Raw genomic sequence first — 23644 nt, 5'->3', positions numbered from 1 at the left:
GTGGTCCTCCCGTACCTGGCCCGTAGACATGCGTACGGCCCGCCGTCGCCTTCCGTTCAGACGAGGGCGGGCCGCACGCACACTACGCGCGAGAGAGGTGTCCCACCGCATCGGGCGGAACTCCGCGCGATGCGTGTCGGCTCAGTGGGCGGCCGTTCCGGTGCGCTTCACGCACAGGGCCCAGATCACCAGTGCGGAGAGTGCGATGACCACGATCGACCACACCGGGTAGTAGGGCAGGGACAGGAAGTTGGCGATGATGACGAGCGAGGCGATCACCACGCCGGCCACCCGCGACCAGGTCGCCCCCGTGAACAGGCCGTACGCCACGAGCAGGGCCAGCACACCGAGGATCAGGTGGATCCAGCCCCAGGCGGTCAGGTCGAACTCGAACACGTAGTTCGGGGTGGTGAGGAAGACGTCGTCGTTGGCGATCGCCATGATGCCGCGCATGATGTCGAGGATTCCCTCGATCATCAGCATCACCGCGGCGAAGACCGTCAGTCCCTCGGCCCAGCTCTGCTTCGCCGACGAGGGCCGGCCGGTGCCGGTCGCGGACGTGGTCATGTGGGTGCTCCTCTCCCTGCGGTCGCCGGGCTCAGGCGCCGGTGGCCGGGGCAGTGGGTTCGTGCTTGGCGCCCGCCGGTCCGTAGTCGGACAGGACCAGTTCCTTGGCGCGGCGGTACTCGTCCTCGGAGATGTGGCCGTCGGCACGCAGCTGCGCCAGCTTCTTCAGCTCGTCGGCGCTGGACTTCTGTCCCCCGCCGGCGGTCTCCCTGACGTAGTCGTCGAACTGCTGCTGCTGCTCACGCGCCTGGGCGATCTCCCTGCGTCCCATGTTCTTGCCCCGGGCGATCACGTAGACGAAGACGCCGAGGAAGGGCAGCAGGATCACGAACACCAGCCAGCCCGCCTTGGCCCAGCCGCTCAGAGCGTCGTCACGGAAGATGTCGACGATGATCCGGAAGAGCAGGATGAACCAGAGGATCCACAGGAAGAACCACAGCATGGTCCAGAACATGCTCAGCAGTGGGTAGTCGTACGCGAGGTAGGTCGCAGTGCTCATCTTCTGCCTCCGTCCCGGCCCCGCTCACCGGTGGCCGTTGACTGCACTCTCAGCGTGCCCGGCCCGGCACCCGCCGTCCTCACCCGAATCGGGTGATCGCGGGGCGAACCCGTCAGGGGGCCGGATGCCCGGGGATGCCCGCGCGGCGCAGCGCGGAGCGCCAGGCGAAGGCGACGGCGCCCTCGACCACGCCCATCAGCACCATCCACAGGCCCAGCAGCCGGGTCAGGGCCACGGCGGACTCGCTCGGCAGGGCGAGCACCACGATGCCCGCGACGATGCCGAGCAGGGCCGCGCCGAAGACGAAGCCGCGGTGCGGAAGACTCTTCGTGGCGATCGCCGCGTAGGCGGTCAGCATCCCGGACACCAGCCACACCACGCCGACGATCACCGACAGCGCGGCGATGGTCTGCAGCGGATTGCGCAGACACAGCACCCCGGCCAGCACGAACAGCACCGAGAGCAGCAGCCCGGTGAGCCGGTCGCCGCGCTCCTGGGCGAACACCGCCACGAAGCGGAAGACACCGCCCACGAGCAGATACAGCCCGATGAGGACAGCCACCACGTGCAGCGTCACGTCCGGCCAGACCAGCAGCAGGATGCCGGGGATCAGGGTGGCGAACGCCGAGGCGAGCAGCCAGGTCCAGGAGCGGCCGAGCTCCGCCAGCGCCTGTTCGGTCTCGCCCGTCCCGCCGGGCCCCGCTCCTGACGCCGGCTGTGCCGATGTGCGCGATTCGGTCATGGCTCCTCCTCGGCGGATCGACAGGAGTGCCGGCGGACAGCCGGCGGGACGGGCTGCGGAGAACCCACCCGGCCCACAGTGCCGCCCCGTCCGGACGCCCGGATCACCCACGGCGGGTGATCCGGGCGCGAACGGCGCCGGTGAGGGTGGACACGGACCGTCGCCCGCCATGGGGCGCACGGATCTCAGGCAGGGGGCGGGAGAAGGAGACCGGACATGACGGCAGAGAGCGCGCTCACCCCCACCCCGACGCCTGCGGAGCGGGCCGACGCCGGCCGGAACGCCCGTACCCGGGTCTCCCGCGCGGACCAGGCACGGTTCGATCCGGCCGGACGGCCGGACCCCATCGACATCATCGAGAGGCAGTCGGCGACCCGCGTGCAGGACCTGGTGCCCATCCGGTACGGCCGCATGATGGAATCGCCGTTCCGCTTCTACCGGGGCGCGGCCGCCATCATGGCCGCCGACCTCGGTCCCGCCCCGCACTCCGGGCTGACGGTGCAGCTGTGCGGAGACGCCCACCTGCTCAACTTCCGGCTGCTCGCCTCGCCCGAGCGGCGTCTGGTGTTCGACATCAACGACTTCGACGAGACCCTGGCCGGCCCCTTCGAATGGGACGTCAAGCGCCTGGCCGCCAGCTTCGTCATCGCCTCCCGCGCCAACGAGTTCCCGGCCGACGTGCAGAAGGCCACGGCCCGGGAGGCCGCGCGCTCCTACCGCGAGCGGATGCGGGAGTTCGCCGGGATGCGCACCCTCGACATCTGGTACGCCCTCGACGAGGCCGACCAGTTGCGCAAGCTGATGGCGTCCGAGATGGACAAGGAGGAGCGACGGCGCACCGCACGCGCCACGGCCAAGGCCCGCAGCCGGACCCAGATGGAGGCTTTCGAGAAGCTGACCACGAACACTCCCGAAGGCCGCCGGATCGCCCCGGACCCGCCGCTCATCACCCCGCTCGCCGACGTGGCGGCCGACTCCCCGGAGGCGGCCGGCGTCGAGAAGGAGCTCACAGCGGTCGTGGAGAGCTACGCGGAGACCCTGTCCTCCGAACGCAGGCATCTGCTCAGCCACTTCCGGATGGTGGACCTGGCCCGCAAGGTCGTCGGTGTCGGCAGCGTCGGCACCCGCTGCTGGATCATGCTCCTGCTCGGCCGCGACGACGAGGACCCGCTGCTGCTCCAGGCCAAGGAGGCGCAGACGTCGGTGCTCGCCCCGTACACCGGCGGCGAGCCGTACGACAACCAGGGCCGCCGGGTCGTCAGCGGGCAGCGGCTCATCCAGACGACCAGTGACATCTTCCTGGGCTGGACGCATGTGACGGGCCTGGACGGACAGGGCCGCGACTTCTACGTGCGCCAGCTGCGCGACTGGAAGGGCATCGCCCGGCCCGAGACCATGGGTCCGGACATGCTGCGGCTGTTCGCCCAGGTGTGCGGCGCCAGCCTGGCCCGCGCCCACGCGCGCTCCGGCGACCCCGTCGCCATCGCCGCGTACCTCGGCGGCGGCGAGCATTTCGAGCACGCGCTCGCCGAGTTCGCGCAGGCGTACGCCGACCAGAACGAGCGGGACTTCGAGGCGCTCGGCGAGGCCGTGCGCTCGGGGCGGGTGACGGCGCGGACGATGCTCTGAGCGGGACATCGATGCTGTGAGCGGGGCAGAGCGGGACGTCGATGCTGTGAGCGGGGCATGAGGCGGGGGGCCGCACAGATCGGGCGAGCTGCCCCGAACGCAGACCGGGCCGGCTGCCCGGTACACAGATCGGGCCAGGTGCCCGGTACCGAACTCCGGTACCGGGCACCTCACTTGTCACCCCGCGACGCTCACTCCGGCACCCGCCGCATCTCCACCACCCGCAGTCCCAGCGACTGGCAGCGGGCCAGCAGTCCGTACAGCTGGGCCTCGTCGATGACCGGGCCGAACAGGACGGTCTGGCCGGACATGACCACGTGCTCCAGTTCCGGGAACGCCTTGGTCATCGTTTCCGACATGAGCCCGTCGACGCGGATCTCGTAGCGCATGAGCGGCCCTCCCGCGGGTGGCGTGGGGCGGGCGGAGTGGACCCCGCACTGAGATCGTCCCTCCCGTTCACCCGTCCGGCCTCACCCCGAACAGGTGAACCAGCGGCAACGGCGTCAGGCGGCCGACACCACCTCAGTGTTTGAGGATCAGCTTCAACGCGACGATCGCCAGTCCGAACAGCAGGTTGACACAGGCGGAGACGCCCACCAGCCCCCAGGAGGCCCCCGCCCGCCGGGCCGCTTCCACCGACCAGCCCACCTGACCCGCCACGGCGACGCCCAGCGCCAGCCACACCGTGCCCGTCATGTCCAGGCCCAACAGCGGGCTGACGGCCACCGCGACGGCCGGCGGCACGGCGGCCCGCAGGATCGGCCACTCCTCCCGGCACACCCTCAGCACGGCCGCGAAGTCCAGCGAATCCCGCGCCAGCCGGGCCCCGAACACATGGGCGTGCACATGCGCCAGCCAGAACACCGCACCGGTCAGCAGCAGCATCAGCACCAGCTGCACACGGGGGAAGTCCCCGAGGGTGCCCGCGCCCAGCACCACCGAGGCGGCGAGCATCGAACCGTAGACACCGCCCGTGTAGTCGGTGTGGGCCCGCCGCTCGGCCCGCCGGGCGACGGCCTCGGGGCCGCGGCCCGGCCACGGCAGGCGCGTCACTTCTTCCGCCCCGCCCCCGGGCGCGGGGCGGACGTGTCGGCGCCGCCCACCGGAGCGCCGGGCAGCTGAGAGGTGACGAGCAGGCTCGCGAGGGTGATCGCCCCGGCCGCGAGGACACCCGCTTTCAGGCCCTTGAGCTGCGCCGACGCATACGAGTCGGTCAGGGCGTCCACCTCGGCGGCCGGCAGTCCCGCCTGCTCGGCGGCCGCCTCGACCTGATCGGTGGGGACGAAGGAGATCCCGGCCTCCAGAGCGATACCGGCCTGCTCGCGGGCGGCGTCCGACACCGCCGGATGGTCCTTGATCTCATTGGTGAACGCCGTGGCGAGGGCGCCGATCAGCAGTGACCCGATGAACGCGGTGCCCAGCGCCGAACCCAGGTTCTGCGCCGTGTACTGCAGCCCCCCGGCCTCGCTGCGCTCCTCCTCCGTGGCGCCCGACTGGACCACATTGCCCAGCTGCGACACCAGCAGGCCCATGCCGATGCCCAGCAGGGCCATGGCGCCCGCGAACTGGCCGTCGTCGATCACCGGGTCGATGGTGGCCAGCAGCCAGACGATGGCCGCGGCCAGCGTCAGCAGGGCCACCCGGACCATCCGGCGCGGACTCACCCCGCGGGCGAACCGCGAGGCGCAGAACGAGGCGACGACCATGCTCACCGAGACCGGGAGCAGCCGCAGCCCGGTCTCGAACGCGTCGAAGCCCTGGACCACCTGGAGATACAGCGGGATGGCGAAGAACAGCCCGAGCAGGATCAGGTTCTGGCTCAGCAGCGTCAGCAGCCCGGACCGCACGGCGGGCCTGCGCAGCAGCGGCAGATGCACCAGGGGGTCGGTGCCCTGGTCGACCCGGTGGTGCTGCCAGCGGACGAACCCGGCGAGCACGGCCACCGAGGCCCCGATGACGAACAGCGTCGGGGCGAACCCGAAGACCGTGAACGGCGGGTTCCGCGGTTCCACCCAGCCCCAGGTGCCGCTCTGGAGCACGCCGAGCACGCCCAGCGCCAGCCCGGTCGCGGACAGGACGGCGCCGACCGCGTCCAGCCGGGGGCGCGGCCCGGCCATCGGGGTCTCCTTGATCACCCGTCGGCAGAGCAGCATGGCCAGGACCACCACGACCTCCCCGGCGAACACCAGCCGCCAGGTGAGATACGTCGTGACCCAGCCGCCCAGCAGGGGGCCCACGGCGATGCCCGCGCCGGCCAGTCCGCCGATCACGCCGTAGGCGACCGCCCGGTCCGCGCCCCGGTAGGACTCGGCGACCAGCGCGGCCATCGCGGGCAGCACCAGCGCGGCGCCCAGGCCCTCGATCACCGACCAGCCCAGGGCCAGGACCCAGACGGTCGGGGCGACCGCGGTGAGCCCCGAGCCCACGGCGTAGACGACCAGGCCGATCAGGAACAGCCGACGGCGGCCCAGGATGTCGCCGAGCTTGCCGCCGACGATCATGAACGCGGCCATCACCAGCGCGTACAGCGTGATGACGGCCTGGATGGCCGTGACCTCGGTGTCGAAGTCCTCCACCAGCTGACTGATCGAGACGTTCATGACGGACGTGTCCAGCACCATCAGGAACTGGGCCGTCCCGAGGACCATCAGAGCTTGCCAGTGCCGCACCCTGTCACCTCGACCATGTCGAACGACCGGCCCCGACCCGGCAGAGACGCGTCCGGCGGGGGTGGGCTGTGCCGCCCCTGCCATGGCACCCGAAACGCCGGGGCGGCGCCTCACCCGCCACGGGGGAGCGCGCCGGCCGGTCCCGCGTCACAACAGCCCGCGCTCCCGCCCGCGGCGTACGGCTTCGGTGCGCCGGTTCACCGCCAGCTTGCGGTAGACGCTCTTGAGGTGGGTCTTCACGGTGTTCACGGACACGTGGAGGTCCTCGGCGATCTCCTCCGTGGACATCATCCGGGACAGCCGCACCAGGACGTCGTGCTCACGGGCGCTGAGGTCCTCCACCACCAGTGGTTCCGGCCGCGCGAGCCGGCGCTGCGGGTGGGCCGTGCGCCCGGGCGGGTGCGGACCGACGCCGAGCCAGCCGTCGGCCAGTGCGGCCAGCGGCTCGCTCTCCAGCAGCGGCCGGACCCAGGGGCCGGCCTCCAGGAACGGCCGCCGCAGCCGTTCGCGGCGGGCGAGGGCCAGCGCGCGGCCGAGCGCCCGGCACGCGCCCGCGGTGTCCCCCGCACGGTCGGCGGCCTGCGCCCGCACCAGCAGCGCCCGGACGGTGACGGCCGGACCGGCGGCGGTCCCGGGCGGCACGGCGTCGAGCAGGGCCGTCGCCCGGTCGGGACGGCCCGTCGAGACCAGCGCCCGTGCCGCCTCCACCCGGCAGACCACCTGGTCCTCCGGCGCGTCCAGCAGGGTGCGCGCGGCTTCCTCCGCGCGGCCCTCCGCCAGCTGCGCGGCCCCGGCGATGGCGGCCGCCTGGCCCTGGACCCACGGCGAGCCGACTCCCGCGGCGACCACCGGCTCCACGGCGGCGAGCGCGGCCCGCGCGTCCCCGAGGGCCAGCATCAGCCGCCCCGAGGCGATGGCCCTGCCCGCCCTCAGCACCGGGTCCTGGCCCACCAGACCGGACGAGGCGGCCTCCTCCAGCAGACCCTGGGCCTCGTCCAGCTCGTCGCGCTCCACCGCCACGGCGGCCCGCACCAGGGGGCCGACGCCGGAACCGGCCGACGGGGGGAGGCCGAACCGCTCCGTCTCGGCCTGCGCCGCGAGCGCCTTGCGTTCCGCCCGGCTCGGCCAGCCGGCCAGGTAGTCGATCAGCGCGAGATGGCCCAGGCACTCCTGACGGGGCAGCGCCGTGGCGGCCTCGCCCGTGGCCCCGACGACGGCGGACAGCGCCTCGCGCGCCTCGTCGAACCGCCCCGCCCACAGGCGAGCGGTGCCCAGGTGGGTCAGGAGCAGCGCGTTGAGCTCGGGGTGCTCGTCCAGCAGCCGCTCGGGGACCTCCACCTGGAGCTGCCGGGCCCGTTCGGCGGCCTTCTCCGCCTTGTCCGGCTCGCCGCCCAGCCGGGCCGTGTGCACGTCCAGCAGCGCGGCGGTCAGCCGGGCCGCCGCGGGCTCGGACGTCTCGGCGGCCAGGGTCTCCTCCGCGCGGTGCAGATGTGCCAGACCGTGGTCGACGTCGCAGTGCGACAGCGCGCGGGCCGCGCGGACGAGATCCGCCGCCGGGCCGCGGGCCTCGGGCGTCATACGGGAGAACAGTTCGTCCATCGTGTCGGTGCGCAGTCCCGTGAACAGCTCCCCGATCGCCAGGTCGTCCACCAGCGCCGTGGCGGTGAACTCCCAGTCGCCCGCGGCGGCGCCGTGCGTGAGCGCCTCGGGCAGGAACCCGGCGTGCCGCAGCCACCGGGCGGCCCGCCCGTGCAGCACGGGCGCGAGGCCGGGCGCCCGTACCTCCAGGTGGGACCGCAGGATCTCGCGGAACAGCGGATGCAGCCGGTACCAGGAATGCCCCAGCTGGTCGACGAAGGCGTTCTGGCGGCGCAGCTCGTCCAGGATCGGCCCGGCGTCGCCCCGGCCGGTCAGCGCGTTCGCCAGGTCGGGGCAGAACCGCTCCAGGACACTCACCCGCAGCAGCAGCTCCTGGGTCTCGTCGGGCTGCCGCTTGAGCACCTCGGCCAGCAGGAAGTCGGCGACCGTGCTCTGCCCCGCCTCGAACTCCTTCAGATACGCCCTCGGGTCCAGGGTCTCCCGCGCCGCCAGCGCGCTCAGCCGCAGGCCCGCCGCCCAGCCGCCGGTGCGTTCCACCAGCGAGCCGGCCGCCTGCACGCTCAGGTCCAGCCCGTGCAGTTTCAGCAGCGCGGCCGCCTCCTCCGGGGTGAAGGCCAGCTCGGCGTTGCGGATCTCCGTCATGGTGCCGGCGGCCCGGTAGCGGTGCAGCGGCAGCAGGGGTTCGGTACGGGTGACCAGCACCAGGCGCAGTCCGCGCGCCGCGTGGTGCAGCACGAACTCGACCTGCTCGGTCAGGCCCGCCGAGGTCACCCGGTCGAACTCGTCGAGCACCACGACCACGGGCCGGTCCAGCGCGCTGAGGCCGACGGCGAGCCGGGACAGCAGTTTGTGGTCCACCTGGTTCGCGTCCGCCGGACAGCCGACGTCCTCCGGCACCGGCACACCCCGGGTCCGCAGCGCCTCCAGCAGATACGCCCAGAACTGCCCGGGAGCCTCGCCCGCCCCGACGGTGAACCAGACGGCGGGCTGCTCCAGCCCCGCGGCCCAGTCGGCTACCAGCAGCGTCTTGCCCGCGCCCGCGGCGCCGTTCACCATGATCAACGGGGTGCCCAGCCCCCCGTCGAGCCGTGCGCGCAGCCGTTCCCGGCGCAGGAACGTATGAGGTCTCGCCGGTACGGCCGTCCGCACCGGCAGATACGGGTCCCCGAGCGGATCGACGTCCTGTTCCGCCGATCCACCCTCCTTTCCGTCCTGCGCGCCCATGCCGACACCACCGTCCCCTCACGCCCCCTGGCAGTGCCCCCTCTCCCTCTCCAAGGATCCCAGCTCCCCCACACCTCCGCCCGCCGGAGACCTCCCAGCCGCCCGAAGCCCCTTCGCCCTTCCCTGAAGGCCAGGCGTCCACCGCCGCAAAAGGGGCGCGGGGAACTGCGCGACCGGCCACGCACAACCCGCACCCGAAGCCGGCAACCGCCCAGCTACTCCGCGAGGCGCAGAGCGGTACCGCCGAGATAGGGGCGCGGGGAACTGCGCGACCAGCCACGAACAACCCGCACCCGAAGCCGCGCGACCGCCCAGCCCCTCCACGAGGCCCAGAGCGCCACCGCCGCAAAAAGGGGGCGCGGGGAACTGCGCGACCAGCCACAGACAACCCGCACCCGGAGCCGCGCGACCAGCCCTACCCCCCCGCCCCCTGCGAAGCATCCGCCGCCCCGGCAACATCCCGCGCCCACCGATAGTCCGCCTTACCACTCGGCGACCGCCGCACCCTCTCCGTCACCACCAGCTGCCGCGGCACCTTGTACCCGGCGAGCAGCGCCCGACAGTGCGCCTGGACCTCCGCCAGCGACAACCCCACCGCCCCCTCCCGCAACTGCACCACCGCAGCCACATGACTGCCCCACCGGGCATCAGGCACCCCCGCGACGAGCGCGTCGTAGACATCGGGGTGGGACTTGAGCGCCTGCTCGACCTCCTCCGGGTACACCTTCTCGCCCCCCGTGTTGATGCACTGCGACCCCCGCCCCAGGACGACGACGACCCCCTCCTCGTCGACGGTCGCCATGTCCCCGAGCAGCACCCACCGCTCACCGTCCCGCTGGAAGAAGGTCTCGGCGGTTTTCACCGGGTCGTTGTAGTAGCCGAGCGGTACATGCCCACGCTGGGCGATGCGGCCGACCTCACCGGGCCGAACGGGCCGCCCCGACGCCGGATCGACCACCTGTGTACGGGAGTTGACCCGGATGCGGAAGCCCCGCTCGGGCCCGGAGTCCGGCGTCGCCGTGCCGTTGAACCCGGACTCGGAGGAACCGAAGTTGTTCAGCAGCATGACGTGCGGCACCAGCTCCAGGAACTGCCGCCGCACCGTCTCCGACATGATCGCCCCGGAGGAGGACACGCTGAACAACGCCGAGCAGTCCGTGCCCTTCGACGGCCCGGACAGCGAGTCGATCAGCGGCCTGAGCATCGCGTCACCGACCAGCGAGACACTGGTGACCCGCTCCCGCTCGATCGTGCGCAGCACCTCCGCGGGCACGAACTTGCGGTGCAGGACGACCCGTTGGCCGAAGTTGAAGCCGATGAACGCGGTCAGCGTGGAGGTGCCGTGCATCAGCGGGGGAGTAGGGAAGAAGGTGATCCCGGCGCCGCCCGCGGCGACCCGCGCGGCCAGTTCCTCCGGTGTCCGCACCGGCTCGCCCGTCGGTGCCCCGCCGCCCAGCCCGGCGAAGAAAAGGTCCTCCTGCCGCCACATCACACCCTTGGGCATGCCGGTCGTACCGCCGGTGTAGATGATGAACTGGTCGTCCCCGGACCGCGCGGGAAAGCCGCGCCCGGGCGCCCCGGCAGCCTCGGCGTCGGCGAACTCGACGGCACCCGCGGCACCCGCCGGACCTGCGGCCCCAGCCCTGACCGAGTCCCCCGCGCCGCCCGACGGACCGGCGGCCCCGGCCCGGCCCGCGTCCCCCGCCCCACGCCCCACCCGCACCGCGTGCCGTACCCCCGGCACCCGCGGCAGCGCCTCGGCGACCCGGTCCTCGAACTCCGTGTCGAAGACCACCGCCGCCAGATCGGCGTCCCGGTACAGGTACACCAACTCCTCGGCCACATAGCGATAGTTGACGTTCACCGGCACGATCCGCGCCTTCAGGCAGCCCAGCACGGTCTGGAGGTACTCGACCCCGTTGCACAGATGGAGCCCCAGATGCTCGCCGGGGCGGATCCCGCTGTCCAGCAGGTGGTGCCCGATCCGGTTCGCCGCCGCGTCCAGCTCCGCGTACGTCAGCCGCCGCTCGGCCCCGGTGCCGGGGTGGTCGACGTACACCAGCGCCTCGCGGTCCGGCACCACGTCCACGACCGACTCGAACAGGTCGGCAAGGTTGAACTCCACCGCTCCTCCTGACCCCGTCCCGCATCGGTTGCCGGTCATCAGAGCAAAGGGCGCCACAACTGTGAAGGGTTCGCACCGCAGAAATCTGACTACCTGTCAGAAACCTCTTGTCCTGTCCGCACCCCTCCTGCAACCTGTTCTCGTTCCGGCGGACGGGAACGGCCGGAAGGAGGACGGGACATGAGGGGAGACGGGACATGAGCGGCACGGAACACCTCACCGTACGGCGCGAGGGCGCCACCCTGGTGCTCACGCTGAACCGGCCGGAGGCCAGGAACGCCCTCTCGATCCCGATGCTGGTCGGCCTGCACGACGGCTGGACCGAGGCCGACGCGGACGACGGGGTCAGGTCGATCGTGCTGACCGGCGCGGGCGGCGCCTTCTGCGCGGGCATGGACCTCAAGGCTCTGGCGGGCGCGGGCCTGGCAGGTCAGGAGCACCGCGAGCGCCTCGCGGCCGACCCAGACCTGCACTGGAAGGCGATGCTGCGCCATCACCGGCCCCGCAAACCCGTGATCGCCGCGGTGGAGGGCCCCTGTGTCGCGGGCGGCACCGAGATCCTCCAGGGCACCGACATCCGTGTCGCGGGCGAGTCGGCCGTCTTCGGGCTGTTCGAGGTCCGGCGCGGACTGTTCCCGATCGGCGGCTCCACGGTCCGGCTGCAACGGCAGATCCCCCGCACCCACGCCCTGGAGATGCTGCTCACCGGCCGCCCCTACAGCGCCCGGGAGGCCGCGGACATCGGTCTCGTCGGCCATGTCGTGCCGGACGGCACCGCCCTCGCCAAGGCCCTGGAGATCGCCGAACTGATCAACGCCTGCGGCCCGCTGGCCGTCGAGGCCGTCAAGGCGTCCGTGTACGAGAGCGCGGAACTGACCGAGACCGAGGGTCTGGCCGCCGAACTCAAGCGCGGCTGGCCCGTGTTCGACACGGCCGACGCGCGGGAAGGCGCCCGCGCCTTCGCCGAGAAGCGGCCGCCCGTCTACAAGCGCGCCTGAGGAGCCCGAAGTGCCCGAAGTGCTGAAAGCCCCGCTGGTCGTCGAGTTCCCCTTCACCCGTTCCCTCGGCCCCGTGCAGAGCGCCTTCCTCACCGGACTGCGCGAACGCGTCGTCCTGGGCGTGCGCACCGGCGACGGCCGGGTGCTCGTCCCGCCCGTCGAGTACGACCCGGTCACCGCCGAGGAGTTGCGCGAACTGGTCGAGGTCGCGCCCACCGGCACCGTCACCACCTGGGCCTGGAACCCCGCCCCGCGCCGCGGCCAGCCGCTGGCCACGCCCTTCGCCTGGGCTCTGGTCCGCCTCGACGGCGCCGACACCGCCCTGCTGCACGCCCTGGACGCCCCCGGCCCCGACGCCGTCCGCACTGGCATGCGCGTAAGGGTCCGCTGGTCCGGGCGGCGTACGGGCGCGATCACCGACATCGCCTGCTTCGAGGAGGCGGACGGCGACCCCGCAACGGACGACGAGGCGGACGGCCGTACTGGAACGGACGGCGAGGAGGACGGCCGCACCGGTGAGCGGGCCGGATCGGGCCGCGGCGCGGGGGAGTTCACCGACCCCGTCACCGGCATCGTCGCCCCCGCCCGGCTCGACTACACCTACACCCCCGGCCGGGCGCAGACCGCCTATCTGCGGGCCCTCGCCGAACGGCGCACCGTCGGCGAACGCTGTCCCTCCTGCCGCAAGGTCTACGTCCCGCCCCGCGGCGCCTGCCCCACCTGTGGCACGGCGACGACCGAACAGGTCGAGTGCGGCCCGCGCGGCACGGTCACCACCTTCTGCATCGTCAACATCAAGGCGAAGAACCTGGACATCGAAGTGCCCTACGTCTACGCCCACATCGCCCTCGACGGCGCCGACCTCGCCCTGCACGCCCGGATCGGCGGCATCCTCTACGACCAGGTGCGGATGGGCCTGCGGGTGGAGCCGGTGTGGACCGGGGACGGCCGCTACCCCGACCACTACCGGCCGTCCGGCGAACCCGACGCGGACTACGAGGCGTACAAGGAGCTGCTGTGACACGGGAGATCGCGGTCGTCGCCTTCGCCCAGAGCGACCACCGCCGCACCACCGAGGACCTCTCCGAGGTCGAGCTGCTGATGCCGGTGCTGCACGAGGTGCTGGACCGCACCGGGCTGCGGGCCGCCGACATCGGCTTCACCTGCTCCGGCTCCTGCGACTACCTCGCCGGCCGGGCCTTCTCCTTCACCCTCGCCCTGGACGGTGTCGGCGCCTGGCCGCCGATCTCCGAGTCGCACGTCGAGACGGACGGCGCCTGGGCGCTGTACGAGGCGTGGACCAAGCTGCTGACCGGTGACGCCGACACCGCGCTGGTGTACTCCTACGGCAAGTCCTCGCCCGGCTCGCTGCGGGATGTGCTGACCCGCCAGCTCGACCCGTACTACCTCGCCCCGCTGTGGCCCGACTCCGTCGCGCTCGCCGCCCTCCAGGCCCGGGCACTGATCGACGCGGGCGACACCGACGAACGCGCGCTCGCCGCCATCGGCGCCCGCAGCAGACGCGCCGCCACCCTCAACCCCCACGCCCAGCTGCGGGGTCCTGTACCCCAGGGCGACTACGTGGTGCGGCCGCTGCGGACCGGGGACTGCCCGCCGGTCGGCGACGGCGCCGCCGCGGTGATCCTCGCCGCGGGGGAGCGGGCCCGTGAGCTGTGCGACCGGCCGGCCTGGATCAGGGGCATCGACCACCGCGTCGAGGCGCACGCGCTCGGCGTGCGCGACCTCACCGACTCGCCCTCCGCCAGACTCGCGGCCGAACGGGCCGGAGCCTTCGAACGGCCTGTCGACACGGCCGAGCTGCACGCCCCGTTCAGCGCGCAGGAGGTCGTCCTGCGCAAGGCGCTGCGGCTCGACGACAGCGTGCGGGTGAACCTCTCCGGCGGAGCCCTGGCCGCCAACCCCATGATGGCCGCCGGGCTGATCCGCATCGGCGAGGCCGCCGCCCGTGTCCACCGGGGCGAGTCCGACCGGGCCCTCGCGCACGCCACCTCCGGCCCCTGCCTCCAGCAGAACCTGGTCGCCGTACTCGAAGGGGATCCGCGATGAGCAAGGAGCCCGTGGCCGTCGTCGGTGTCGGCCAGACCAAGCACGTCGCCGCACGCCGGGACGTCTCGATCGCCGGACTGGTCCGCGAGGCCGGCCGACGGGCCCTGGACGACGCCGAACTGGACTGGGCGGACGTCGACGCCGTCGTCATCGGCAAGGCGCCCGACTTCTTCGAGGGCGTGATGATGCCCGAGCTGTATCTCGCCGACGCGCTCGGCGCGGTCGGCAAGCCGCTGCTGCGGGTGCACACCGCCGGATCGGTCGGCGGCTCGACGGCGCTGGTCGCCGCGAACCTGATCGCCGCACGCGTCCACGGCACCGTCCTCACCCTCGCCTTCGAGAAGCAGTCCGAGTCCAACGCCATGTGGGGCCTGTCCCTGCCGATCCCCTTCCAGCAGCCGCTGCTGGCCGGGGCGGGCGGCTTCTTCGCCCCGCACGTGCGCGCCTACATACGGCGCAGCGGGGCCCCCGACACGATCGGCTCGCTGGTGGCGTACAAGGACCGCCGCAACGCGCTCAGGAACCCCTACGCGCACCTGCACGAGCACGACATCACCCTGGAGAAGGTCCAGGCCTCGCCGATGCTCTGGGACCCGATCCGCTACTCCGAGACCTGCCCCTCCTCCGACGGGGCCTGCGCGATGGTGCTCACCGGCCGGGCGGGCGCGGCCCGCGCGCCGCGGCCGCCCGCCTGGATGCTGGGCGGCGCGATGCGCAGCGAGCCGACGCTGTTCGCGGGCAAGGACTTCGTCTCCCCGCGGGCCGGCCGGGACTGCGCCGCCGACGTCTACCGGCAGGCCGGGGTCACCGACCCCCGCCGGGAGATCGACGCGGCCGAGATCTATGTGCCGTTCTCCTGGTACGAGCCGATGTGGCTGGAGAACCTCGGCTTCGCCGCCGAGGGCGAGGGCTGGAAACTCACCGAGTCGGGCGTGACCGAACCGGACGGGGAACTGCCCGTCAACATGTCCGGCGGGGTGCTGTCCACCAACCCCATCGGCGCCTCCGGCATGATCCGCTTCGCGGAGGCCGCGCTCCAGGTGCGCGGGCAGGCGGGGCCGCACCAGCTGGAGCGGGCCCGCCGGGTGCTCGGCCACGCCTACGGCGGCGGCTCGCAGTTCTTCTCCATGTGGCTGGTCGGCGCGCGGCCCCCGGAGTCCTGAAAGGTCGTCCACACGCGGCCTGTCGGGGGCGCGGGACGATCGCTAGGCTGGCCGCGGACGACGCGAACCGGGAGGAGCACGGACGTGGCCGAGAGCACCATCCAGCAGCAGCCGCTCAGGGGCTGGGGCAAGCCGGAGCTGGACCTCAGCAACGCCGAGTGGCAGTCCAGCAGCCGGGGACGGGGGGATGTCCAGATCGCCTTCGTCGAGGGCTTCGTCGCCATGCGCAACAGCGACCGCCCGGAGAGCCCTTCCCTGATCTTCACCCCCGCCGAGTGGGGCGCGTTCGTGTCGGGCGCGCGCGAGGGCGAGTTCGACCTCACCTGACCTCACCTGACGGGACCGGTGCCGGGAGCCGAGCCGCACCCGGCGCCTCCCGGCCAGGGAGCCGGTGTTCCGATCCGGCGGTGTTCCCGCCGATTTCCCGGACACGCGACCGTACGCCCGCCCCCGGGGCCACCGCCTGCGCCAGGCTGGCCCCAGGGCCTGTCCGACACATGCCCGGCTGCCGGGCGGACGGGCCCAGGCACGCGGAAGGTCGCACTCCAGAGGTGAGGAACATGAGCACCCTGCCGGTCATCGCGGCGGTCGACGGTTCGGACGGCAGCCTGCGCGCCCTGGACTGGGCCGTCGACACCGCACAGCGCCACCAGGCACCGCTCACCGTGGTCCACGTCCGGCACGACCTGGCCTGGACGCAGCCCGGCGCCCCCGTCGTGCTGCCCCCGCCGGCCGAGGACGACCCGGTGCTCGTCGACGCGCGCGCCCGGCTGACAGCGCTCGCCGACCCGCCGGACGCGCAGTACGTCGCTCTCGACGGAGCCCCCGCGGTGTTCCTGCCCGAGCTGGGCGCCGAGGCCGGCCTGCTGGTCCTCGGCTCCCGCGGCCGGGGCGGCTTCGTCGGCCTGCTGCTGGGCTCCAACAGCATCGCCGCCGCCCAGAACGCCGACTGCCCGGTGGTCGTCGTGCCCCCGCCCGGACGGCAGGCCGCGGACCCCCTGCCCCAGGACCCGGGGCCGCGCGTGGTCGTCGGCCTGAAGGTCGACAGCCCCGACGACGCCGCGCTCGACCTCGCCTTCACCGAGGCCGCCCTGCGCGGCGCCCGGCTCCAGGCCGTCGCCGCCTACGCCTGGCCCGTCCAGGACTGGTCGATGCCCGGCGAACTCGTGCCCGTCATCGTCCGCCAGGGCGACCTGGCGGGCGAGACCCGGGCCCTCGCCGAGGGCTTCCTCGCGCCGCACCGGGCCCGGCACCCCGACGTCCGCGCCGACGTGGTCCCGGTCCCCGGCGACGCGGCCGGTGCCCTCGTCGCCTCCTCGCCGGGCGCCGAGCTGACCGTCGTCGGGCGGCACCGCCGCCGGCTGCTCGCCCCCGCCCGCATGCTTGGCTCCGTCACCCACGCCGTCCTGCTGCACGCGGCGAGCCCCGTCGCGGTGGTGCCACCGGTCCCGGCCGGCCCCTGATCCGGCGGGCCGCGCCTATCATCTGCCCCATGCTCGCCCAGGACGCCCACGTCACCCTCGACCTCGCCCTCACCATCCGGCACGACGGGCACGGCGGCGTGGCCGACGACCTGACCGACCCCGCCGGGCTGACCACCTGGGTCCGCGCCCACCCCGGCCTGCTGCCCGGCGCGGCCGCCTACAGCGCGGACGAGCCCGCCCTGACCGCCGTACGCGATCTGCGTGCCGCCGTCCGGGCGCTGTTCGCCCGCAGCGTGCCCGGTGCGCCCAGCCCCGCCGACGCCGCCCGGCTGCTGCCCGTAGAAGAGGCGGTGGCCCGCCTCAACGCCGCCGCGGCCCGCACCCCCATCGTGCCCGTGCTGCACTGGGCCGAGGACACCGCGCCGGGCCTGCGGCACCTGCCCGCCCACGGCGAGGACGACCTGACGGCCGTGCTCGCCCGGGCGGCCGCCGCGTTCCTGGCCGGCCCCGACCGCGCACGCCTGCGCGCCTGCCACGCCCCGCGCTGCGTGCGCTACTTCCTCAAGGAGCACCCCCGCCAGGAATGGTGCAAGCCCTCGTGCGGCAACCGCGCCCGCGTGGCCCGCCACCACGAGCGCCGGCAGAGACCTTCCGGTCGGTAACCCCGGCGAAGACCGTCCGGTCGGTAACGTCCAGACCGCAGCGAACGGCCACCCGGAAGCGTACGCTGAGCTGCCTGACAGTCACGGTACGCGCCCGTATCCCGCACGGGCGTGAGCCCGTGACAGGGGGTAGGCATGGGGCAGCACACACCGCGGAACGCCCGTACGCTCTTCGAGCGCGAGGACGAACTCGGCACCGTGGACGAGGCGTTGAGCGAGCTCGTCGGCCTGAGCCCGGACGGCGCCGAGCCGCTCGAACGCCCCCGCGGGGCCCTGCTCGCCTTCGCCGGACGCGCCGGCATCGGCAAGACGACCCTGCTCGCCGAGGTCCGCCGCCGCGCCGCCGCCCGCGGCTGCACCGTCCTCAGCGCCCGCGGCGGCGACCAGGAGCAGCGCGTCGCCTTCCATGTCGCCCGCCAGCTGCTGCAACCCCAGCTCGCGGGCACCGCCGAGCCCGAACTGCGCTCCTCGCTGGGCAGTTGGTACGACATCGTCGGCCCCGCCCTGGGCCTGTGCGCACCCGTGGGCGGCGCCCCGCCCGATCCGCAGGGCCTGCGCGACGGCCTCGACTGGGTCCTCACCCACCTCGCCGTGCGCCGCGCCCCCATGGTCCTCGTGCTCGACGACGCCCACTGGGCCGACCCCGAATCACTGCGCTGGCTCGCCGCGTTCGCCCCGCGCGCCGAGCAACTGCCGCTGCTGATCGCCGTCGCCTACCGGCCCGACGAACTCCCCGAGCACGCCGAGTCGTTCCGCAGCCTGCCCGGCCGCGCCGGGTCCCGCCCCCTCGACCTCGAGCCGCTCAGTGCCCGCGCCGTCGCGGGCCTCGTCCGCGAGACCCTCGGCCCGCACGCCGACGACGCCTTCTGCCGCGAGTGCTGGGCCGTCACCGCGGGCAACCCCTTCGAGACCGTCGAGCTCGCCGCCAAGGTCCACGACCGCGGACTGAACCCCACCGAGTCCGGGGCCCACCTGCTGCGCGACCTCGCCGCCGCCGTCAAGGGCAGCGGCCTCACCGACCGGCTCGACCGCCTCGGCGCCGCCACCGTCCGCTTCGCCTGGGCCTGCGCCGTCCTCGGCACCGAGATCCGCCCCTCCCTCGCCGCCGCCGTCGCCGGACTCGGCCACGAGGGAGCCGCCGACGCCGCCGACGCGCTGCGCAGCGCCCGCATCCTCACCGGCCCCGTCAACGACACCGGCACCCTCGAGTTCGTCCACCCCCTCATCGCCACCGCCGTCTACCGGGCCATCCCCGCCGCGATCCGCGTCGCCCTGCACGGCCAGGCCGCCTGGTGCGTCGTCGAGGGCGGCCAGGGCGCCGACGCCGCGGCCCGCCACCTGCTGGAGACCCACCCCGAGGGCGACCCCTGGGTCGTACGGCAACTGCGCACCGCCGCCGCCGAGACCCTGCGCGCCGGCGCCCCAGACGCCGCCTGCCGCTATCTCGCCCGCGCCCTGCGCGAACCGCCCGCCGACAAGGACCGCGCCGCCGTCCTGTACGAACTGGGCTGCGCGTCCCTGCTCACCGAGCCCGCCACCACCGTCAACCATCTGCGCGCCGCCCTCGAAGAGCCCATCTCCGAACCCGAGTTGCGCCACAACGTCGTGTACCGCCTCTCCCAGGTCCTCGCCCACAGCGACCGCCTCACCGAGGCCTCCGACACCCTAGCCCGGGAGATCCGCGTCACCGACGACGCCCGCGTCCGGCTGCGCATGACCGCCGAGCAGTTCATGTGGGACGCCTTCAACGCCGACGAACCCGACCACCCCGCCCGCTCCCGGCGGATGGCCCGGCTCGCCGACCGCCTCCAGGGCCGTGACCTCACCGAGCGCTACATCATCGGGCTGCGCACCTGGGACGCCGTCCTGCGCGGCGAGCCCGCCCAGGTCGCCCTCGAACACGCCGAACGCGCCCTCGCGGGCGGCCTCGGCTGGGCCGAACCCGACCGCGGCTTCGAGGTGCCCGTCCTGGTCGCCCTCGCCTTCATGTACGCCGACCGGCCCGGCCGCACCGAGGAACTCTTCGCCGCCGGCACGGCCGACTTCGAACGCCAGGGCTGGCGCGGCGCCCACCTCTCCTTCGCCTACACCCTGCTCGGCTACGTCCGCTACCGCCGCGGCCGGCTCGCCGAGGCCGAGGACTTCGTACGGGCCGGACTGCGCCTCGCCGAACGCGTCGGCCCGGACACCCCCGCGCACTGGTACGCCGTCGGCATCCTCGTGGAGATCCTGCTCGCCCGCGGCCGGGTCGCCGAGGCCGCCAGCGCCGCCGACGCCCACCACTTCTCGGCGCCCTTCCCCGCCGCCGTCGTCTTCCCCGACTCCCAGACGGTCTACGGCGAACTGCTGCTCGCCTGCGGCCGGATCGACGAGGCCGCCGCCGAACTCACCGCCGCCGGACGCCGGTTGGAACCCCGCGGCATCCGCAACCCCGCCTGGTGCCCCTGGCAGCTCCATCTCGCGCGCGCCGAGAGGCACTACGACCCCGAGCGCGCCGTCGTCACCGCCGAGGAGGCCCTCGCGCGCGCCCGCCAGTTCGGCACCCCGTCCGCGGTCGGCCAGGCCCTGCGCACCCTCGCCGAGGTCTCCAACGGGGCCGCCCGGATCAAGCACCTCGAAGAGGCCGTGGACCATCTCACCCGCTCCCCGGCCGCCTACGAACTGGCCTGCGCGCTGGTCTCCCTGGGCACGGAACTGCGCCTCGCCGGGCGCGACCGCGAGGCCGCCGAGCGGCTCTACCGGGGGCTGGAGGCCGCCGTCCAGTGCGGCGCCGACGGGCTGGCCACCACCGCCCGCGAGGAGATCTGCGCCGCCGGTCTGCGTCCGCGGCGGCTGCACGGCACCGAGACCGACGCGCTCACCGCGCGCGAGCGTCGCGCCGCCGCCCTCTCCGTCCGGGGCCGTACCTCCGCGGAGATCGCCCGCGACCTGCGCACGGACGAGCCGTCGGTCGCGCGTCTCCTCTCCGCCGTCTACCGAAAGATCGGCACAGACCCCACAGGCCTCCCCACAGCCCTGACCACCCGCCCAGCCCAGTAACCCCAGCCCACTCGCGCAGTTCCCCGCGCCCCTCTGGACGGCGGTGTCAGCGGTGCGGCGCCTGAGTCCCGACTGCGGGCCGTCGCCGCCCCCCCCCGCGCAGTTCCCCGCGCCCCAGGGGAGGCCGGTGTCGTCGATTGGCTGCGGGCCGTCGTCGGCTGGTCGCGCAGTTCCCCGCGCCCCTCAGGGCGTCCGTGACACCCCTTCGCCCACCTAAAGGGACGCGGGGCTGTGTTCGATGTGCGGCTACCACCGCGCGGGCGCGAGCAAGCACGGGCATCACCTCCCGTGACATGCCCGCCGGGCAGCATCGGCCCCACCTGAAGGGGCGCGGGGAACTGCGCGAGTCACCACGGGCGAGCCGTACCCGAAGGACGGCACTGCCGGGCACCGTGGCTAGGCGGCTGTGCAGCACGGGGCCTGCCCAAAGGGGCGCGGGGAACTGCGCGAACGGCCGACGTCGGCCCGCACCCGAAAGACGGCACTGCCGGGGACCGCGGCCAGGCGGCTGGGCAGCACAGGGCCCACCTGAAGGGGCGCGGGGAACTGCGCGAGTCACCACGGGCGAGCCGTACCCGAAGGACGGCACAGGCCAAGCCCTCTCCTCGGCTGAACCGCCGGACGGCAAGCCGTACCATGGCGACATGTCGTTCCTCCGCCGCCGCAGCGCCACCCCCGCCGGGCCCGACTTCGACGTACTGGCCATGGATCCGGGCGACTGGCCCGGCAACCTCGGCGCCGGGCTGCTGCCCGCCCCCGACGGCTCCTGCCAGGGCGTCTTCCTGCGTTACGACCTGTTCGGCGGCCGCGGCCCCGCGATGATCATCGGCAATCTGCCCCAGGGCTCCCCCGCCCGCGAGGTCACCGAGGGCCAGATCCCCTTCGAGGTGGCCCAGCTCCTCGTCGCCCTGGAGAACGACGAGGAGGTCACCGTCACCGGCGTCGAGGACGTGCCGGTCATGCAGGGCGACAACCTCCTGATCGTGCGCCGCCTCAAGCTCTCCGAGAGCCGTATCGCCTGTGTGCAGTTCGACCGCAGCGACAACGTCCTGGTGACCATCGCCGCCTGGGACCGCCCCATCACAGACGACCTGTACGCACTGCTGAAGCCGCTCCCCGCGGAGCTGTTCCAGCAGGGCTGAAGCCCGCGAGGGGCCAGGCCGGGCCGCCTGCACGGCGACCCGGCCCGTCCCTGTCAGGACGTCGACGGCCCCACGTTCACATCGGCCGACCGGACGAACGCCACCCGGTGGCCGAACTGGATCTCGTAGTAGAGGTCCTTGCCCCGCACCACGCGATGGGACGCGGTGTCGAAGGTGACGGCGTAGTAGTACTCGCCCGCCACCAGATCGCCCGCCACGTACTTCTGTCCCGCGAGCAGCTTGTACGGCAGGGGGGATACGGCCTGCGCCGGAACCCCGGCCGGGTACGCCGCCGCCTCCGGATAGGCACGGCCGTAGACCGGGACGCTGTCCAGGCCGGCCTTGGGCGTGATCACCAGCCCCTTGGCGGAAACGGCCGTCGGCTTCCGCGCCGGGTTCTCGAACCAGGCCTTCTGGCCCAGGTACCAGATCGCCGTCCAGTCGCCCTCACGGCCCGCCACCGCGTACTGCTGGCCCGTGGACACCCGCGACCCGATGTCGTTGACGTCGATCGTGGAGTCCTGGCCCCCCGGCCGCAGCCCGATGTCCTTGACCAGCGGATACGTCGTCCCCGGCCCGGTGTGCAGCCGCACCGCGCTCGACCCGTGGACCGCGCACGGCTCACCGGAGGCGGCGCAGCCCGTGTAGACGGGCCGGTGAGCGGCGTAGTCGGGCCGGATGGTCACCAGCCCGCCGTCCGGGCCCGCGGTCGGCTCCAGGGGCCGCCCCAGGAGCTGGAAGTAGTGCGCCCAGTCCCAGTACGGGCCCGGGTCGGTGTGCATACCGCGGACCGTCGCCGTGGTCGGCCCCGGCACGGTGTCGTGGCCGAGGATGTGCTGCCGGTCCAGCGGGATGTCGTACTTGCGCGCCAGATAGCGCACCAGCCGGGCCGAGGAACGGTACATCGCCTCCGTGTACCAGGAGTCCGGGTAGGCCAGGAAGCCCTCGTGCTCCAGGCCCACCGACTTGGCGTTGACGTACCAGTTGCCCGCGTGCCAGGCCACGTCCTTCGCCTTGACGTGCTGGGCGATGTGCCCGTCCGTGGAGCGCAGCGAGTAGTTCCAGGACACGTACGTCGGGTCCTGCACCAGCTTCAGGACGCCCTCCCAGCCGCCCTCCGTGTCGTGCACGACGATGTACCGGATGCGCTGCGAGGCCGGCCGGTCGGCGAGGTCGTGGTTGCCGTAGTCGTTGTCGCCGAACGTCTCGTACGGCGCCGGGATCCACTCGCAGGACACGTTCGAGGGGCACTCCGTCCCCGCGGCCGACGCCTCGCGCAGACCGGTGCGGGCCAGCTGGGAGGTGTCGGGGGCCAGGTTCGGGCGGGCCGCGAGGGCGACGCGCTGCCCGGCGTCGGTGAACCGCTCGGCGCCGGTGCGCAGCACGTCGTACACGTCGTTCGCGTACGCGGCGGCCGTCGACGTGTCGTCGGCGCCCGAGAAGCGCGCCACCGCGCCGTACCAGTCCGCCGGGTCCGCGCTCAGCGGTTCGCCCAGGTCCCGCTGCGCGGCCGCGAGCAGCGCCGCGCCGCCCGCCACGTTCGCGGCCGGGTCGGTGCGCAGGGCCTCGGGGCTCAGCCCGGTCAGGGCGGCGGCCTCGGGCAGCGTGCGCAGCCGGGCCGGGAGCCGCGCCGGGTCCGGTGGTGCCGCCTCGGGCAGCAGGGCCGGGCGGGCGCTGTCGCCCCGGGCGTCCTCGGTGCCCTCGCTGTGGTGCGGCGCGTTCGCCAGCGCCGTACGCGCGTCCGTCAGGTGCATCGGGCCGTAGCCGCCGGTCACGCTCGGGGACCCGGCGTGCGCGTCCCAGCGGGACTGGAGGTAGGACACGGCCAGCAGCACGCTCTGCGGCACCCGGTGGTCGGCGGCCGCCGAGGCGAAGGCCAGCTGGAGACGGTCCGCGGACCCCGCCTCCGCCTGCGTCCCGGAGGGCGCCGCGCCCAGCAGGGGCAGCAGCAGCGCGGCGGTCGCGAGGGTGCCCGTCGCGGCCCTTCGCCTGCGTCCGGGTCCTGCGGCAGTACGGGGATCGGTGACGGGTCGTCGCAAAGCAGCCTCCTGTGACGGTCGGGCGCGATGAGCCGTGCGGGGTCGGTACCGGTGAC

19 protein-coding genes are annotated in these 23644 nt (G+C 73.7%); 10 read left to right on the top strand and 9 right to left on the bottom strand.

Annotated features, from left to right (window positions below; translation table 11 throughout):
* Positions 1–141: 141 nt before the first annotated feature.
* The 3 genes from ACZ6SQ_RS24785 to ACZ6SQ_RS24775 all read right to left on the bottom strand — a co-directional run bounded on the left by ACZ6SQ_RS24785 (position 142) and on the right by ACZ6SQ_RS24775 (position 1808).
* Positions 142–567, bottom strand: coding sequence for a DUF7144 family membrane protein (locus tag ACZ6SQ_RS24785; protein ID WP_386379996.1), 426 nt, complete (start codon positions 565–567; stop codon positions 142–144).
* Between the two features lie 31 nt (positions 568–598).
* On the bottom strand, positions 599–1066 hold the full coding sequence (locus ACZ6SQ_RS24780; RefSeq protein ID WP_469565680.1) for an SHOCT domain-containing protein: 468 nt from the start codon (positions 1064–1066) through the stop codon (positions 599–601).
* Between the two features lie 112 nt (positions 1067–1178).
* On the bottom strand, positions 1179–1808 hold the full coding sequence (locus ACZ6SQ_RS24775; protein WP_469565678.1) for an HdeD family acid-resistance protein: 630 nt from the start codon (positions 1806–1808) through the stop codon (positions 1179–1181).
* A 216-nt stretch (positions 1809–2024) separates the two neighbouring features.
* On the opposite strand from ACZ6SQ_RS24775, the gene ACZ6SQ_RS24770 reads away from it, so the two are divergent.
* Positions 2025–3437: a DUF2252 domain-containing protein gene (locus ACZ6SQ_RS24770; protein ID WP_469565676.1), complete on the top strand. Its 1413-nt coding sequence runs from the start codon at positions 2025–2027 to the stop codon at positions 3435–3437.
* Between the two features lie 191 nt (positions 3438–3628).
* Here the strand turns inward: ACZ6SQ_RS24770 and ACZ6SQ_RS24765 are convergent, their stop codons facing one another.
* The 5 genes from ACZ6SQ_RS24765 to ACZ6SQ_RS24745 form a co-directional block, all read right to left on the bottom strand.
* The gene (locus ACZ6SQ_RS24765; protein ID WP_356689492.1) at positions 3629–3826 is read right to left on the bottom strand and encodes a hypothetical protein; all 198 of its coding nucleotides are present in this window, start codon (positions 3824–3826) and stop codon (positions 3629–3631) included.
* A gap of 133 nt (positions 3827–3959) precedes the next feature.
* On the bottom strand, positions 3960–4490 hold the full coding sequence (locus ACZ6SQ_RS24760; RefSeq protein WP_469565674.1) for a hypothetical protein: 531 nt from the start codon (positions 4488–4490) through the stop codon (positions 3960–3962).
* Positions 4487–6106 (bottom strand): MFS transporter, encoded by a 1620-nt coding sequence (locus ACZ6SQ_RS24755; protein WP_469565671.1) that lies wholly within the window; start codon positions 6104–6106, stop codon positions 4487–4489. The genes ACZ6SQ_RS24760 and ACZ6SQ_RS24755 overlap by 4 nt, the downstream gene beginning before the upstream one ends.
* Before the next feature lie 147 nt (positions 6107–6253).
* On the bottom strand, positions 6254–8929 hold the full coding sequence (locus tag ACZ6SQ_RS24750; RefSeq protein WP_469565669.1) for a winged helix-turn-helix domain-containing protein: 2676 nt from the start codon (positions 8927–8929) through the stop codon (positions 6254–6256).
* A 415-nt stretch (positions 8930–9344) separates the two neighbouring features.
* A complete protein-coding gene (locus ACZ6SQ_RS24745) occupies positions 9345–11054 on the bottom strand; it encodes an acyl-CoA synthetase (RefSeq protein WP_469565667.1) in 1710 nt (569 codons plus the stop codon).
* Between the two features lie 197 nt (positions 11055–11251).
* On the opposite strand from ACZ6SQ_RS24745, the gene ACZ6SQ_RS24740 reads away from it, so the two are divergent.
* The 9 genes from ACZ6SQ_RS24740 (at position 11252) to ACZ6SQ_RS24700 (ending at position 21549) form a co-directional block, all read left to right on the top strand.
* Positions 11252–12052 (top strand): crotonase/enoyl-CoA hydratase family protein, encoded by an 801-nt coding sequence (locus ACZ6SQ_RS24740; RefSeq protein ID WP_469565664.1) that lies wholly within the window; start codon positions 11252–11254, stop codon positions 12050–12052.
* A 10-nt stretch (positions 12053–12062) separates the two neighbouring features.
* Complete coding sequence (locus ACZ6SQ_RS24735; protein ID WP_469565662.1) at positions 12063–13073, top strand: Zn-ribbon domain-containing OB-fold protein; 1011 nt, start codon at positions 12063–12065, stop codon at positions 13071–13073.
* Positions 13070–14119 carry a thiolase domain-containing protein gene (locus ACZ6SQ_RS24730; RefSeq protein ID WP_469565660.1) on the top strand — a complete coding sequence of 350 codons (1050 nt, stop codon included), beginning with the start codon at positions 13070–13072 and terminating at the stop codon, positions 14117–14119. Before ACZ6SQ_RS24735 ends, ACZ6SQ_RS24730 begins: the two co-directional genes overlap by 4 nt.
* Positions 14116–15282, top strand: a complete 1167-nt coding sequence (locus ACZ6SQ_RS24725) for a thiolase domain-containing protein (protein WP_469565658.1) — start codon at positions 14116–14118, stop codon at positions 15280–15282. Before ACZ6SQ_RS24730 ends, ACZ6SQ_RS24725 begins: the two co-directional genes overlap by 4 nt.
* Positions 15283–15366: 84 nt before the next feature.
* Positions 15367–15609 (top strand): DUF397 domain-containing protein, encoded by a 243-nt coding sequence (locus ACZ6SQ_RS24720; protein WP_386379984.1) that lies wholly within the window; start codon positions 15367–15369, stop codon positions 15607–15609.
* Positions 15610–15842: 233 nt separating this feature from the next.
* Positions 15843–16745 (top strand): universal stress protein, encoded by a 903-nt coding sequence (locus tag ACZ6SQ_RS24715; RefSeq protein ID WP_469565655.1) that lies wholly within the window; start codon positions 15843–15845, stop codon positions 16743–16745.
* Between the two features lie 29 nt (positions 16746–16774).
* Positions 16775–17368: a CGNR zinc finger domain-containing protein gene (locus tag ACZ6SQ_RS24710; RefSeq protein WP_469565653.1), complete on the top strand. Its 594-nt coding sequence runs from the start codon at positions 16775–16777 to the stop codon at positions 17366–17368.
* A 135-nt stretch (positions 17369–17503) separates the two neighbouring features.
* Positions 17504–20407, top strand: coding sequence for an ATP-binding protein (locus ACZ6SQ_RS24705; RefSeq protein ID WP_469565650.1), 2904 nt, complete (start codon positions 17504–17506; stop codon positions 20405–20407).
* A 644-nt stretch (positions 20408–21051) separates the two neighbouring features.
* Positions 21052–21549, top strand: a complete 498-nt coding sequence (locus ACZ6SQ_RS24700; RefSeq protein WP_386379980.1) for a hypothetical protein — start codon at positions 21052–21054, stop codon at positions 21547–21549.
* A 53-nt stretch (positions 21550–21602) separates the two neighbouring features.
* Here the strand turns inward: ACZ6SQ_RS24700 and ACZ6SQ_RS24695 are convergent, their stop codons facing one another.
* Positions 21603–23588 carry an N-acetylmuramoyl-L-alanine amidase gene (locus ACZ6SQ_RS24695; RefSeq protein WP_469565647.1) on the bottom strand — a complete coding sequence of 662 codons (1986 nt, stop codon included), beginning with the start codon at positions 23586–23588 and terminating at the stop codon, positions 21603–21605.
* Positions 23589–23644: the final 56 nt, after the last annotated feature.

The organism is Streptomyces sp. NPDC048600 (genome assembly GCF_055587025.1).
The sequence above is the reverse complement of the archived record's forward strand: the minus strand, read 5'-3'. Positions and strand labels throughout refer to the sequence as shown.

Bases quoted from the DNA above. Each gene is read 5' to 3' on its own strand.
- ACZ6SQ_RS24785 (WP_386379996.1), bottom strand. From the start codon at position 567: ATGACCACGTCCGCGACCGGCACCGGCCGGCCCTCGTCGGCGAAGCAG.
- ACZ6SQ_RS24780 (WP_469565680.1), bottom strand. From the start codon at position 1,066: ATGAGCACTGCGACCTACCTCGCGTACGACTACCCACTGCTGAGCATG.
- ACZ6SQ_RS24775 (WP_469565678.1), bottom strand. From the start codon at position 1,808: ATGACCGAATCGCGCACATCGGCACAGCCGGCGTCAGGAGCGGGGCCC.
- ACZ6SQ_RS24770 (WP_469565676.1), top strand. From the start codon at position 2,025: ATGACGGCAGAGAGCGCGCTCACCCCCACCCCGACGCCTGCGGAGCGG.
- ACZ6SQ_RS24765 (WP_356689492.1), bottom strand. From the start codon at position 3,826: ATGCGCTACGAGATCCGCGTCGACGGGCTCATGTCGGAAACGATGACC.
- ACZ6SQ_RS24750 (WP_469565669.1), bottom strand. From the start codon at position 8,929: ATGGGCGCGCAGGACGGAAAGGAGGGTGGATCGGCGGAACAGGACGTC.
- ACZ6SQ_RS24740 (WP_469565664.1), top strand. From the start codon at position 11,252: ATGAGCGGCACGGAACACCTCACCGTACGGCGCGAGGGCGCCACCCTG.
- ACZ6SQ_RS24725 (WP_469565658.1), top strand. From the start codon at position 14,116: ATGAGCAAGGAGCCCGTGGCCGTCGTCGGTGTCGGCCAGACCAAGCAC.
- ACZ6SQ_RS24715 (WP_469565655.1), top strand. From the start codon at position 15,843: ATGAGCACCCTGCCGGTCATCGCGGCGGTCGACGGTTCGGACGGCAGC.
- ACZ6SQ_RS24710 (WP_469565653.1), top strand. From the start codon at position 16,775: ATGCTCGCCCAGGACGCCCACGTCACCCTCGACCTCGCCCTCACCATC.
- ACZ6SQ_RS24705 (WP_469565650.1), top strand. From the start codon at position 17,504: ATGGGGCAGCACACACCGCGGAACGCCCGTACGCTCTTCGAGCGCGAG.
- ACZ6SQ_RS24700 (WP_386379980.1), top strand. From the start codon at position 21,052: ATGTCGTTCCTCCGCCGCCGCAGCGCCACCCCCGCCGGGCCCGACTTC.